At 59.7% G+C, this 12,117-nt stretch carries 16 protein-coding genes; 12 read left to right on the top strand and 4 right to left on the bottom strand.

From position 1 onward, the window contains the following. Both IU397_RS02950 and IU397_RS02945 read left to right on the top strand, forming a co-directional pair. A complete protein-coding gene (locus tag IU397_RS02950; RefSeq protein ID WP_204410470.1) occupies nucleotides 1–213 on the top strand; it encodes a DUF1737 domain-containing protein in 213 nt (70 codons plus the stop codon). Further along, a complete protein-coding gene (locus IU397_RS02945) occupies nucleotides 210–1,238 on the top strand; it encodes a MaoC family dehydratase (RefSeq protein ID WP_204410468.1) in 1,029 nt (342 codons plus the stop codon). Before IU397_RS02950 ends, IU397_RS02945 begins: the two co-directional genes overlap by 4 nt. Before the next feature lie 153 nt (nucleotides 1,239–1,391). On the opposite strand, the gene IU397_RS02940 is transcribed toward IU397_RS02945, so the two are convergent. After that, nucleotides 1,392–1,652, bottom strand: a complete 261-nt coding sequence (locus IU397_RS02940; RefSeq protein ID WP_204410466.1) for a hypothetical protein — start codon at nucleotides 1,650–1,652, stop codon at nucleotides 1,392–1,394. A 75-nt stretch (nucleotides 1,653–1,727) separates the two neighbouring features. Between IU397_RS02940 and IU397_RS02935 the strand changes: the two genes are divergently transcribed. Together IU397_RS02935 and IU397_RS02930 are read left to right on the top strand one after the other, a co-directional pair. Further along, a complete protein-coding gene (locus tag IU397_RS02935; protein ID WP_204410464.1) occupies nucleotides 1,728–2,234 on the top strand; it encodes a hypothetical protein in 507 nt (168 codons plus the stop codon). A gap of 9 nt (nucleotides 2,235–2,243) precedes the next feature. Then, the gene (locus IU397_RS02930) at nucleotides 2,244–2,927 is read left to right on the top strand and encodes a DUF1194 domain-containing protein (RefSeq protein ID WP_204410461.1); all 684 of its coding nucleotides are present in this window, start codon (nucleotides 2,244–2,246) and stop codon (nucleotides 2,925–2,927) included. 385 nt (nucleotides 2,928–3,312) lie between these two features. Here IU397_RS02930 and IU397_RS02925 read toward each other — a convergent pair whose 3' ends face one another. The 3 genes from IU397_RS02925 to IU397_RS02915 are packed head-to-tail and all read right to left on the bottom strand — an operon-like array spanning nucleotide 3,313 to nucleotide 5,257. Continuing rightward, a complete protein-coding gene (locus IU397_RS02925; protein ID WP_204410459.1) occupies nucleotides 3,313–4,158 on the bottom strand; it encodes a hypothetical protein in 846 nt (281 codons plus the stop codon). Beyond that, entirely contained in the window at nucleotides 4,155–4,889 is a 735-nt protein-coding gene (locus IU397_RS02920) for a hypothetical protein (protein WP_204410457.1), read from the bottom strand. The genes IU397_RS02925 and IU397_RS02920 overlap by 4 nt, the downstream gene beginning before the upstream one ends. Next, nucleotides 4,886–5,257 (bottom strand): hypothetical protein, encoded by a 372-nt coding sequence (locus IU397_RS02915; RefSeq protein WP_204410455.1) that lies wholly within the window; start codon nucleotides 5,255–5,257, stop codon nucleotides 4,886–4,888. Before IU397_RS02915 ends, IU397_RS02920 begins: the two co-directional genes overlap by 4 nt. Nucleotides 5,258–5,587: 330 nt before the next feature. Between IU397_RS02915 and sdhC the strand changes: the two genes are divergently transcribed. The 8 genes from sdhC to creD all read left to right on the top strand — a co-directional run bounded on the left by sdhC (nucleotide 5,588) and on the right by creD (nucleotide 12,078). Continuing rightward, nucleotides 5,588–5,971, top strand: a complete 384-nt coding sequence (sdhC, locus tag IU397_RS02910) for a succinate dehydrogenase, cytochrome b556 subunit (protein WP_204410452.1) — start codon at nucleotides 5,588–5,590, stop codon at nucleotides 5,969–5,971. Nucleotides 5,972–5,980: 9 nt separating this feature from the next. Then, the gene (sdhD, locus tag IU397_RS02905) at nucleotides 5,981–6,352 is read left to right on the top strand and encodes a succinate dehydrogenase, hydrophobic membrane anchor protein (protein WP_204410450.1); all 372 of its coding nucleotides are present in this window, start codon (nucleotides 5,981–5,983) and stop codon (nucleotides 6,350–6,352) included. A gap of 66 nt (nucleotides 6,353–6,418) precedes the next feature. Further along, complete coding sequence (sdhA, locus tag IU397_RS02900) at nucleotides 6,419–8,224, top strand: succinate dehydrogenase flavoprotein subunit (RefSeq protein WP_204410447.1); 1,806 nt, start codon at nucleotides 6,419–6,421, stop codon at nucleotides 8,222–8,224. Next, on the top strand, nucleotides 8,224–8,586 hold the full coding sequence (locus IU397_RS02895; protein WP_204410445.1) for a hypothetical protein: 363 nt from the start codon (nucleotides 8,224–8,226) through the stop codon (nucleotides 8,584–8,586). The genes sdhA and IU397_RS02895 overlap by 1 nt, the downstream gene beginning before the upstream one ends. A gap of 101 nt (nucleotides 8,587–8,687) precedes the next feature. Next, the gene (locus tag IU397_RS02890) at nucleotides 8,688–9,047 is read left to right on the top strand and encodes a hypothetical protein (protein ID WP_204410443.1); all 360 of its coding nucleotides are present in this window, start codon (nucleotides 8,688–8,690) and stop codon (nucleotides 9,045–9,047) included. A gap of 10 nt (nucleotides 9,048–9,057) precedes the next feature. Continuing rightward, nucleotides 9,058–9,837, top strand: coding sequence for a succinate dehydrogenase iron-sulfur subunit (locus tag IU397_RS02885; RefSeq protein WP_204410440.1), 780 nt, complete (start codon nucleotides 9,058–9,060; stop codon nucleotides 9,835–9,837). 173 nt (nucleotides 9,838–10,010) lie between these two features. Further along, the gene (locus IU397_RS02880; protein WP_204410438.1) at nucleotides 10,011–10,565 is read left to right on the top strand and encodes a hypothetical protein; all 555 of its coding nucleotides are present in this window, start codon (nucleotides 10,011–10,013) and stop codon (nucleotides 10,563–10,565) included. A 91-nt stretch (nucleotides 10,566–10,656) separates the two neighbouring features. Beyond that, nucleotides 10,657–12,078: a cell envelope integrity protein CreD gene (gene creD / locus IU397_RS02875; RefSeq protein WP_204410436.1), complete on the top strand. Its 1,422-nt coding sequence runs from the start codon at nucleotides 10,657–10,659 to the stop codon at nucleotides 12,076–12,078. Nucleotides 12,079–12,117: the final 39 nt, after the last annotated feature.

Below are 12,117 nucleotides of genomic sequence, written 5' to 3'. Positions count from 1 at the left end.
ATGCTCTACCGGTTCCTGACCGCAGACGACACCTCGGCCTTTTGTCACAAGGTTACGGCGGCGCTAAACGACGGCTGGCAGCTTTATGGTGATCCGACCTATGCGTTCGATGCCAGCAACGGCGTGATGCGCTGCGGGCAGGCGGTCACCAAGGGTGCAACCCAACCCTACGATCCAAACAAGCCCTTGGGTGAGCAAGGAAAATCCGGATGAGCAAGACCTTCGCAGGCCACTATTTCGAGGATTACACCATTGGCCAAACCCTGCCCCATGCCGTGCCCCGCACGGTGACGGAGGGGGAGCGGGCGCTGTATCATGCCCTTTATCCGGCGCGGCACGCGATGGCCTGTTCGGATGAATTCGCCCGCAATTGCGGGCTGCCCCGGTCACCGCTGGATGACCTGATCACGTTTCACACGGTGTTTGGGAAGACGGTGCCTGATATCTCCCTCAATGCCGTCGCCAATCTGGGCTATGCCGAGGGGCGGTTTCTGCAGCCCGTCTACCCCGGCGATACGCTGTCATCCACATCAGAAGTCATTGGGATCAAAGAGAATTCAAATGGCAAGACAGGCATAGTCTGGGTACGGACCGAGGGCCGCAACCAACGGGGCGAGCTGGTGCTGAGCTATGTTCGTTGGGTCATGGTGCGCAAAGGCGATGTGGCGACCCCTGCCCCAGATCCGATCGTTCCGGAGCTTTCTGATGCCGTTCTGGCCGAGGATCTGAACATTCCTCAGGGCCTTGATTTTACGGAATATAATGACGCCGTGGCAGGAGAAAGTCACCGCTGGAGCGACTATGCCGTGGGCGAGATGGTCGACCATGTGGACGGCGTGACGGTTGAGGAAGCCGAGCATATGATGGCCACGCGCCTGTGGCAGAACACGGCCAAGGTGCATTTTGACGCGACCCACCGCGATGACGGGCAGCGATTGATCTATGGCGGTCACGTGATCTCGATGGCAAGGGGGTTGTCTTTCAACGGCTTGGCCAACGCCCAGATGATCGTGGCGATCAATGGCGGGGCCCATGCAAACCCCTGTTTTGCGGGGGACACGATCCGTGCCTGGTCGGAGGTTTTGGACAAAGCCGAGACCGCGAGTCCCAGCATCGGTGCCCTGAGATTGCGGCTGGTCGCGACCAAGGGCACGCCGATGACACTACGGGGGGAGGACGGAAAGTACCTGCCCGACGTTCTGCTGGACCTTGATTACTGGGTGCTGATGCCGCGGTGATCGCGGTCTGAAACGGGCCCGCACCGCGCATACATGATCCATGCACATCCTATGCATAAACCATGCATACGCACCGAACGGTCCGGTCATGTTCTGGAAACGAGACAGCACCGCTAGATAGCGGCCCCTTTCGGATTTCCCCTAGAGTTCTGATCAACCTTGGCGGCGGCGCAGCAGGGTAACAGTACCAAGACCCGCCAACAGCAAGATCAAACCGGCGAGCAGCGGTACGGGCGCGACCGGCGTCATCTCAAGGGCGTTGATCTTCGCTTGGGTTAGGGTTGTGTCGAAAATCTTTGCTTCCAAGACCGAGGCGTTCATTGCGCCGACGGGATTGCCGTTGATTTTGTACCGGACCCCGAACAAGGCCTCTCCATCATTTGCGTCATCGAACGCTTTAGAGTTGGCGGTCATGTAGGAACCGGCCAGGATATCATTTCAGTAAAATGCGATCTGCGTGTTGCCGACTATCGCATCATCAACGTCATCATGGGTAAATGCCAGTTGCAGCAATTGCCCAGTGGTTGTTTCTGGCAAGACCGGCCCTGGCTGATTGTCGGGCAGTCTGCCGCTATTGTGCGCCAGACGAAAGGGCTGCCTACAAACCGCTCGCCTTGGTCAATCTCGGAAAAAACCACCGTGTCGAACCGGTCGACCGTCAAGGGAGGTGGCCGCGCCCGCTTCGGCGATATGGTAAAGGCCGTTGAGCTGCGGCCAAACCACATGGGATTTATCGTTCGGCATGGGACCGTCATAGGTGCCTGCGGCGCGGTATCCCGTGGAGTGGGTTCCGCTACCCGCGACGGTAAGGGCGCCATTCGAGACCGACGCAGTCCCGTTCGGTTGGATGTTGTCGAAGTTGCCCGCTTGGTCGACCAGTTCCAGGTCGTCTTGGAAGGTCCAGTGTCCGGCAAGCGGTTCGCGATTGCAGCCGCCCGCGATTATTTTATCGCAGCGGTGATTGATCCTTGTGGTGTGGGCCGCACTTCCTGCTAACCTTGCGTAATGCGATCTTTCCTGCTCTCCACTGCCGCGTTTGCTCCGGGCATGGCTTTGGCCTGTGACCTGGCATTGGCGCTGGCGGTGGATGTGTCGGGCTCGGTCAGTCCGGAGGAATACCAGATCCAGATGGATGGGTTGGCGGAGGGGCTGCGGGACGGAGTGGTGTCGGAGGCGCTGGTCCAGGCCGAAGCGGCGGTGACGGTGATCCAGTGGACGGGCAGTTCCCGCCAGGTCGTGTCGGTGCCGTGGACCCGGGTGCGGGATTTCGACGAGTTGGAGGCCCTTGCCGTCACCATCGGGGACACAAGCCGCAAGTGGCGCAATTTTTCAACCGCCATTGGCGAAGCGTTGACCTTTACCCATGACACATTCGCCGCGGTCCCGGACTGCAAGCGGCGGATCATCGATGTCTCCGGCGATGGCAGTTCCAACGAAGGGATCGTGCCGGTCGATACGCATAAGGTCTTGATGGGCGCCGATATCACCGTGAATGCCCTCGTCATCGAAGGCAGCGAGCCGGACCTGACCGCCTATTTTTGGGAGAATGTGATTGTCGGCCCCGAAGCCTTTGTGGTGACCGCGAACGGGTTCGAGGAATATGCCGAGCGGATGCGCGAAAAGCTGATCCGGGAGACGGCGAAGTCAGTCTCGCACTATCAAATGCCGGACGCCCCCATCATCAGGTAGCGTAATGGCCCCCGGTGCCAAATACCGAGGGCCAGCGGCCCAAGCCGCTTTTTTCAAAGCTTTTTCACCTTTTTCAGATATCCGGGCGTTCAGCCTTTGTCACCATGTTCCACCAGGAAGCCGCGGATCTCCCTTGCGGTACTGGTATCCAGATCATCACAAAAGGGGGGCGAAGCAGTCACGCTCGGACGTATTGATATGAATAACCAACTTGTTGGTTTTTTCTTTTTGCTTCAGTCGGTCACTGCACGCTCAATCTGGTTTCGAGGGGCAGGCATTTATCTCAAAGTTAGCCGATATACAGATAAATACCGGCACAATCCGGTTTCCCCCAGCAGACGGTTGCAAAGTTTCCGCCATAAAGCAGACCACGAAACCGAGGCACCTAATCGATATAGGTGCCTGACCAATCTTCGGGCCGCCAGTTGGGATCATCGATCCAGACCGAAACCGGTAAGGCCTGAGTCGCCTTGCCCGAGGCATCCACCCGGCGGGCGTTGCGCAGGGCCGTCAGTTCGGCCTCCACCTCGGGCTTGTCCTTGATGTAGAACCAGATGCGCATCAGAAACCGGTCCGGCGCATCGTCAGGCAAGGGCGCCGTCAAGCCAGCGGGCGGCGTGAAGGAGCCCGGCGCGGATGAGTTATAATGCCGGACCTGAACATAGGCCGTCACGAAGGGCGCATCGCAGGCACGCCAGTGTCCGACGCGAGCCCATTTCGTGCCGGGCCCGCCTTTTAGGAACTGCTCAGGCGTCAGGGCCGGGCGATCACCGTCGGCACGCCAGCCCGCCGCATCGAATTGCGCGGTGACCTGGGCGACCATCTCCTGCATCTCGTCCCATGGCATCGGCTCCAACGGGAAGATGGCATCGATATTGTCGAGGTAGCCACCGATATAGCTGAATGCGAATTGCCGACCGGCTGGCAGCGTGATCGGGCAGGACCCCGCATCATAGGTCAGGATGACACCGCCGGGATCGTCGGTATGGCGGTCACCGGCACGGGCCACAATATAATCGGCCGGGAAGTCGTCGGGGGTCGCGCGGTCCCGAAACCGCTGTTCATTGGCCGCCAGATCGTTGTTGCGCAGGTAATCGTGAACACTGTCCAGGATGTGGGTCTTGACCGTGATCACAGGCCGTTCGGGGGTGGGAGTGGTCATGACGATGGTGCTCCAAATCAACACGAGGGCCACCGCGACGGCGGCAAGACCGACAAGGGTGCGGGTCACGGCAACCCCTCGATCTGTTTCATGCGATCCATGAGGCGGTGGTAATAACTCACGCGATCAAAGGGATCTTCGATATCAAGATCACCGAGGGGGACGAGATTGTCCCGCGTGCATTCATAGGCGATGGGAATGCTGGTCTGATCACCGGGCATCATGGCCTCGGCATTGCCCAGATCGTCAAAGGTTTCGGCGTGCCGGTCATAGACGGGCTGGACGACCTCGACCTGTTCATGCTGCGCCAGCAGGTCGGCGGCCCCCTGCAAATCGCCATTGTTAAGCTTTTCAAGCCCGGCCATCAATGTCTCGTCCACCTCGATCTCGCCTGCATCGACGCATTCCTTGAGCCGCTCGAACCCGCATTCATGCATGAACTTGTTGGGGGGATAGACGCTGGAAAAGATAGAGATATTGGCGTCTTTCAGCGCCTCCATCGCCTGTTCGGGGTTGACGATCAAGCGGCCGATACTCTGCGCATCCCATTGCTGGGTGCGGCGCATGGCACATCCCCCTTGGGTCGACACATAGCCCGCCAGACGGACCCACCAGTTGTTGGGCATCGCCTCCCCCAGATCGCGGTAGGCTTCGGTGATGCCGACATTGCGCTGGATCGGATCATCGATCCGCCGGACCAGATCAACCTCCTGGTTGGCCATGGCCATCGCTTCGGCACAGTTGTTCGGGCAGGTCTGCACCGGGGCATCCGGCGACTGGATCGTGCTGAAGTCATTCATGCGGACCGTGCCTCGGGCTGGTAATCCGGGTGGGCTGATACGAAAATCTGCCTGATCCGGCGGGCCTTTTCCTCTGCTGTGAGCATGGGGGCCGCAACGATCTGTTCAAATTTTGGCTGCAGTTCAAGCGCCCATCCATTCAGCATATAGGCCTCGACCAGATCAAGGAGATGGCGCTCATGGCGAAACCCGCGGGCCTGGGCCGCTTGCCGGAATTGGGTAACAAATTCGGTAAAAGCCGGGCCCGTGATAGAGCGCGGTGCCCCGTAGAACGGCCATAGATGCCGGGCCATCCGCTCATCAAAGCGGGACAGCATCCCGGTTTGAGCGGTCGAAATCTGATCGGTGGTGACGCATAGTCGGGACATGGGCAATCCGGATCTATTGACCAAAACGGTCGATAACTGGGTCAAAATGGTCTTAAAGATCGGAATAATCGGTCGAGAATAATACGAACCGTAAATAGGGTCGCCATCCGGGTCTTGCCAATAGAACCGGAGCAAAGCTGCCACGGCGATATCTTGGCAAAAACGTGATCACAAAAAAATTTGGCGTGATCACAAATATGCATGATCAATCAAATTGCGCCAAAAGACCGCGGTTTTGGGCTGTCTGACAGCGTGACTCCCCCACAAAATGCGATATCAGTGTGTCAGCCAATACGGCGCAACATTGCGCCATCGCCGGAAGGAGCCGCCATGGCCGATGTGAACCGGGGCAATCGCCCGCTGTCACCGCATCTGAGCATTTATCGCCCGCAACTGACCTCGATGACATCGATCCTCACCAGATTGACCGGCAATGCACTGCTGCTGGGGGCGTTGATGGTAGTGTGGTGGTTGCTGGCTGCGGCGACGGGACCGGATTATTTTGCGACCGCCGACTGGTTCATGACATCCATCCTAGGCAAACTGATCATGCTGGGTTCGATCTGGGCCCTTTGGTATCATTCGCTGGCTGGGCTGCGGCACCTGATCTGGGATGCGGGCCATGGGCTGGAGTTCGAGATGGCCGAAAAGATGGGGTGGGCCGTCATTGGCGGGTCGGTCCTGTTGACGATTTTCACCGTAATTCTGCTGTAGGAGCGACGGATGGCTTATGTAACGGATCGCAAGCGCGCCGTCGGGCTGGGATCGGCCAAGACCGGAACCGAACATCATTGGCATATGCAGATCAGCTCTTATGCGTTGTTGCTGCTGGTGCCGCTGTTCCTGATCGCGTTCGGCCCGATGGTCGGCGAAAGCCATGCGAATGTGGTCGCACATTTCGCCCGGCCGTTCCCGGCAATTGTTACGGCGTTGATGATCATCGTCGGTTTCCAGCATTTTCGCAGCGGTGTGCAGGTGCTGATCGAGGATTACAGCCATGGCCTGACACGCAAGCTGCTGATCATTGCGATGGTCTGTGTCAGCTATGGTGCCATGGCAACGGGCCTGTTCGCACTGGTCAAGCTGGCTCTGTAATCGCTGACTTTACCTGAGTTGAGATCTGTCGGCGCCGAGACGCCACCCGAAATGGAGACGTAACCCATGGCTGCTGCTTACGATTATGAGACCCACGAATATGATGTTGTGGTGGTGGGGGCCGGTGGTGCCGGTCTGCGCGCGACATTGGGGATGGCGGAACAGGGGCTGAAGACGGCCTGCGTGACGAAGGTTTTCCCGACGCGGTCCCACACCGTGGCAGCCCAAGGCGGGATTGCCGCGAGTCTGGGCAATATGGGCCCCGATAGCTGGCAGTGGCATATGTATGACACGGTCAAGGGGTCGGACTGGCTGGGTGATACCGATGCGATGGAATATCTGGCGCGTGAGGCACCCAAGGCGGTGTATGAGCTGGAACATTATGGCGTGCCGTTCAGCCGGACAGAGGATGGCAAGATCTACCAGCGTCCCTTTGGCGGCCATACCACGCAATATGGTGAAGGCCCCCCGGTACAGCGCACCTGTGCCGCGGCAGACCGGACCGGCCACGCGATTTTGCACACGCTTTATGGGCAGTCTCTAAAGAACAACGCCGAATTCTATATCGAATATTTCGCGACCGATCTGATCATGTCGGAGGATGGCCAGTGCCAGGGCGTTCTGGCTTGGAAACTGGATGACGGCACACTGCACGTGTTCAATGCCAAGATGGTGGTGCTAGCCACGGGCGGTTATGGCCGGGCGTATTTCAGCGCGACCTCGGCCCATACCTGCACCGGCGATGGCGGCGGAATGGTGGCCCGGGCCGGGCTTCCCCTGCAGGATATGGAGTTTGTCCAGTTCCACCCCACCGGCATTTACGGCGCAGGCTGCTTAATTACCGAGGGTGCACGGGGCGAAGGCGGCTACCTGACCAATTCCGAGGGCGAGCGGTTCATGGAACGCTATGCGCCAACCTACAAGGACCTCGCCAGCCGTGACGTGGTCAGCCGCTGCATGACGATGGAGATCCGCAATGGCAAAGGGGTTGGTGCAGAGAAGGATCACATCCATCTGCACCTGAACCACCTGCCGCCCGAGACGTTGAAAACCCGACTGCCCGGCATTTCGGAAAGCGCGCGCATCTTTGCCGGTGTCGATGTCACCAAGGAGCCGATCCCGGTCTTGCCGACGGTTCACTATAATATGGGCGGCATTCCGACCAATTACTGGGGTGAGGTGCTGGCCCCCACACAGGACAACCCGGATCGTATATCACCCGGCCTGATGGCAGTAGGCGAAGCAGGATGTGCGTCGGTGCACGGGGCGAACCGGTTGGGATCAAACTCCCTGATCGACCTGGTGGTCTTTGGCCGGGCCGCCGCGATCAAGGCGGGAGAGGTCGTGGACCCCAACGCGCCCAATCCGCGGCTGAACAAGGCCAGCCTGGACAAGGCATTGGGCCGGTTCGATGCGCTGCGCCATGCCAAGGGGGCGACCTCGACCGCAAGCCTGCGCCTGTCGCTGCAGCGGGCCATGCAAGAGGATGCTGCCGTATTCCGGTCAGAAGATAGCCTTAAATCGGGCGTGGCGCGGGTGCAGAAGGTAGATGCGCTTTTCGACGATGTGGGCGTGACCGACCGGTCGATGATTTGGAACAGCGATCTGATGGAGACGCTGGAATTGTCAAACTTGCTGCCGAATGCCCTGGCCACCGTGGTCAGTGCCGAGGCGCGCAAGGAAAGCCGGGGGGCGCATGCGCATGAGGATTATCCCGACCGGGATGACGAAAACTGGCGCAAACACACGCTTGCCTATGTTAATGGGCAAGTTGAGCTGGATTACCGTCCGGTTCACCTCAACCCGCTGCTCGGGCATAATGAAGGCGGGATCGATCTGAAAAAAATCGCACCCAAAGCACGAGTATACTGATGAAGAAGACCTTACTGATCGCCTGCGCCTTTGGCGCCTTGGCGAGCGCGGCCTCTGCCGCAACTGTTGAAGATGTCCTGGAATCCTGCGCCCGGGGGGCTGGTATCAACAGCCAGGGGATCACCCAAACCGCCTTTGTGAACGGGGTCAGCTATGCCCGGTTGAACCCAGGCCGCGGCGTTTCGGCCGAGCGGGCCGCGGCCGTGAATGACTGCGCCAACCGCAATGGTGGCAACAGCGCTGTCCCGCCACGCCAGCTGACCAATGCCGGTTTCACGTTTGTGCCCATCAAAAAGGTTGGTTGTGTCGACAATGCGCCGTACCTCTATCGCGGCAACCTGTATTGCCTGCTGGCTGACTGACAGATGCGCCTGCGCCTCCCGCATTTTGATGGCCTTTTGGCCCGATCTTGGTTGGCGCATCGCTCCACGGCCAGTGGCCCGGTCCTTCGGGGGCGAGGGTGGTGACATTGGTTAACATCCCTCTCACGGCGCGCGGTCTGTGCGCCGTGGTCACTATCGGTATGCTGATGACAAGCTGTGGCCCCGGCGGAGTGGCCGATCAGGTGGCGCGCCAGCAGGCCAAGCAAGCCGTTTACCCAGTGCTCGCCACGCGGTTCCCAGGTGTCCCGGTCGAGCCTGCGGCGGATTGTATTATCGACAACGCCTCGTCTGGTGAGATCCTGCAACTGGCCCGAGCTGGTGTCGCGGGCCCCGAGGCCGAGGATATCGATCTGATCGTCCGGGTCGCGACCCGGCAAGAAACCGTGACATGTTTGCTGAATGACGGGCTGACCCCGCTCGTGATCAGCCGTTTAGGATAGGAGCCGCACAATGGTACAACTGACCCTGCCCAAGAATTCCCGCATCACAACGGGAAAGACCTGGCCCAAGCCGGATGGTGCCACCAATGTGCGCAAGTTCCAGATCTATCGCTGGAACCCGGATGATGAAAAGAACCCCCAGGTCGATACCTATTTCGTGGATCTGGATACCTGCGGGCCGATGGTTCTGGACGCACTGATCAAGATCAAGAACGAGATTGATCCGACCCTGACCTTTCGCCGGTCCTGCCGCGAAGGGATCTGCGGGTCCTGCGCCATGAACATTGACGGGATCAACACACTGGCCTGCCTATACGGGATGGCCGAGATCAAAGGCGATGTGAAGATCTATCCCCTCCCCCATATGCCGGTGATCAAGGACCTGATCCCGGATCTGACCCATTTTTACGCCCAGCATGCCAGTATCATGCCCTGGCTGGAGACCAAGACCCAACGACCCGAGCATGAATGGAAGCAATCCATCGAGGACCGGCAGAAGCTGGATGGCCTTTATGAATGCGTGATGTGTGCATCCTGTTCGACCTCCTGCCCCAGCTATTGGTGGAACGGTGATCGGTATCTCGGCCCGGCCGCGTTATTGCACGCCTATCGCTGGTTGATCGACTCACGCGATGAGGCCACGGGTGAGCGATTGGATGAGTTGGAAGATCCGTTCAAGCTGTATCGCTGCCACACGATCATGAACTGCGCCAAGACTTGTCCCAAGGGTCTGAACCCCGCCAAGGCGATCGCCTCGATCAAGCAGATGATGCTGGAACGCCATGTCTGATCCGATCCGCGCGATTTGGCCAAAAGGCGACTAGGGGTGCCACCTGGGATGTGGTGCAGCTCTCAAAGGGTAAACGCGATGAATGGACCGCGACTGACCCGGTCTTTGCCAAGATGATCGGGTGGGAGGCCTCGAAGCCTCCGTTCGACGAGGAGATCGCCCAGGTCTGATCATTGGGCTATGGCCACAGGGTGCTTTATGCCGGGGCTTGCGGGCACCATGACCATCCCGCCGCGCCGCGTGATGGCGAGACCGGACATCGCGTCCGTAACATCACGCGGGGGCCAGGCCATCTGCTTTATCAACAAGATCACCACAGCGTGTATCGCAGCCGCGACGTCGGGCGCAGTTGGGATGATATCACGGACGGGTTGCCGTCGACCTTTGGCTTTCCAATTGCGCTGAACCCGCGTGATCCACAGATGATTTGGACCATTCCACTGAATGGCGACAGTGCGGGCCGCTATCCGCCCGATGCCTCTGTCGCTGTGTGGAAATCCTGCGACGGGGGCGCGCATTGGCAGAAAAAACAGGCTGGGTTGCCAGAGCAGAACTGCTACTTCACGGTTCTGAGGCAGGCCATGGCGACCGACGCGCAGGCAGGCCTCTACTTTGGCACAAATAGCGGATCGATCTTTGACAGCCGCGATGAAGGCGAAACCTGGGATGAGATTGCGCGACACCTGCCCACGATCCTGCCGGTCGAGACGCTGAACCAGGCGGCCTGACCTGCACAAAACCTGCACATCCTGACCGGAGCATCTGCACCAGCGGCCCTTAATCCTTTGCCCAATCAATTGACGCAAAGGAGATTTGCCAATGTCCCGCTCTGCCGGACTAAAATTCTGTATCGTGGGGTTGCTGGCCCTGCTGATGTTCATCCCATTGTTTTTCGTGGGCGCGGTGATTGACGACAGATCGAGCTATAGCCGCGATACCGTGCGGACGGTCAGCCAGGAGTGGGGCGGCGCGCAGACCATTGGCGGGCCTGTCCTGGTGATCCCGGTCGAGGAAGAGGTGACAGAGCGCAAGCGGCGCCACCGGCTGGACCCCGAGACCGGAGAGAAGGTCATGGATGCCGAAGGAAAGTGGCTATTGGATTGGGTCGATGAGACGGTTGTGGTCAATCGCCCCGCCATCCAACTGCAGCCCGGTCAGTTCAACGTATCGCTGGACAGCACGTCAGAGATCCGCAAGCGGGGTATTTTCGAAGTGCCTGTCTATGCGGCGGAGGCACAGATGACGTTCGACTTTCCCACGGACAAAGCCGCCAGCGTCCTGACGGGCAAGGAGCGGATCATCTGGGAAAAGGCCGAATTGCAGATGAGCCTTGGCTCCAACCGATCCCTGCGCGGGACAGCGGCGTTGACCCACGGGAAGGAAACGCTTGCCCTGGAACCCCTGGCCCCGGCAGGCCATGGCCAAGGCGGTGTGCGGGCCGAGATCGGCGATCCGCGGCAGCGCGACACATTTGCCATGACGCTGGGCTTTAACGGGGCACAGTCGCTGCACATCGTGCCCGCCGGGCGTGACACCACCGTCAATATGGTCAGCGATTGGCCGCATCCCAGCTTTACGGGGGCATTCCTGCCCAACGGGTCGACCATCACCGAGGCCGGGTTTGAGGCCAACTGGTCCATCCCGCACCTCGCGCGTCCCATTCCGCAAGTACAGCGGACGGAGGCAGCGACCGGGATCGATCGCTCCCAGACCTTTGGCGTGGCGTTCTTTCAGCCCAATGATTTCTACCAAAAGGCCTATCGCGCCGGGCGCTATGGCATCCTTTACATCGCGCTGACTTTCCTGACTGTCCTGCTGGTTGAGGACCGCACGCGGCGCCCGGCCCACCCGGTGCAATACATTCTGATCGGGTTGGCCCAGTCGATGTTCGTGCTCATGATGGTGGCCTTTGCAGAGCAGATCGGGTTCGGCGCGGCCTATGCCCTGGCCAGTGCCGCAACGATCGGTATTCTGGTGATGTTCGGGGCCACTGCACTGAAACTTGGCAAGCGGGTCTTTGTCCTGGGGGCGATGCTGGCTGTGCTCTATGCGGTCCTGTACCTGATCCTGCGCAGCGCAGATTACGCCTTGCTGGCGGGCACCTGTCTGGCCTTCGCAGCCTTGGCCGGTACGATGTACGCCACCCGGAACGAGGATTGGTACGGCCCCGAGCGGCCTAAGCGGCGCTGGTTCGGATCTGACAAGACCCCGCCACCGGCACCCGCCCAACCAACCCCTTAATCCCAAGACCGACCGGCCCCTTCGCGGGGCCGGTTTCGT

This window comes from Actibacterium sp. 188UL27-1 (assembly GCF_016901225.1).
Lineage (GTDB): Bacteria > Pseudomonadota > Alphaproteobacteria > Rhodobacterales > Rhodobacteraceae > 188UL27-1.
Note: the sequence above shows the minus strand (reverse complement) of the source record. Positions and strands in the feature narration are given on the sequence as shown.

What these genes read in the sequence shown, in the direction of transcription:
- IU397_RS02950 (WP_204410470.1), top strand. Translation starts at nt 1, where the DNA reads ATGCTCTACCGGTTCCTGACCGCAGACGACACCTCGGCCTTTTGTCAC.
- IU397_RS02945 (WP_204410468.1), top strand. Translation starts at nt 210, where the DNA reads ATGAGCAAGACCTTCGCAGGCCACTATTTCGAGGATTACACCATTGGC.
- IU397_RS02940 (WP_204410466.1), bottom strand. Translation starts at nt 1,652, where the DNA reads ATGACCGCCAACTCTAAAGCGTTCGATGACGCAAATGATGGAGAGGCC.
- IU397_RS02935 (WP_204410464.1), top strand. Translation starts at nt 1,728, where the DNA reads ATGGGTAAATGCCAGTTGCAGCAATTGCCCAGTGGTTGTTTCTGGCAA.
- IU397_RS02930 (WP_204410461.1), top strand. Translation starts at nt 2,244, where the DNA reads ATGCGATCTTTCCTGCTCTCCACTGCCGCGTTTGCTCCGGGCATGGCT.
- IU397_RS02920 (WP_204410457.1), bottom strand. Translation starts at nt 4,889, where the DNA reads ATGAATGACTTCAGCACGATCCAGTCGCCGGATGCCCCGGTGCAGACC.
- IU397_RS02915 (WP_204410455.1), bottom strand. Translation starts at nt 5,257, where the DNA reads ATGTCCCGACTATGCGTCACCACCGATCAGATTTCGACCGCTCAAACC.
- sdhC (WP_204410452.1), top strand. Translation starts at nt 5,588, where the DNA reads ATGGCCGATGTGAACCGGGGCAATCGCCCGCTGTCACCGCATCTGAGC.
- sdhD (WP_204410450.1), top strand. Translation starts at nt 5,981, where the DNA reads ATGGCTTATGTAACGGATCGCAAGCGCGCCGTCGGGCTGGGATCGGCC.
- sdhA (WP_204410447.1), top strand. Translation starts at nt 6,419, where the DNA reads ATGGCTGCTGCTTACGATTATGAGACCCACGAATATGATGTTGTGGTG.
- IU397_RS02895 (WP_204410445.1), top strand. Translation starts at nt 8,224, where the DNA reads ATGAAGAAGACCTTACTGATCGCCTGCGCCTTTGGCGCCTTGGCGAGC.
- IU397_RS02885 (WP_204410440.1), top strand. Translation starts at nt 9,058, where the DNA reads ATGGTACAACTGACCCTGCCCAAGAATTCCCGCATCACAACGGGAAAG.
- creD (WP_204410436.1), top strand. Translation starts at nt 10,657, where the DNA reads ATGTCCCGCTCTGCCGGACTAAAATTCTGTATCGTGGGGTTGCTGGCC.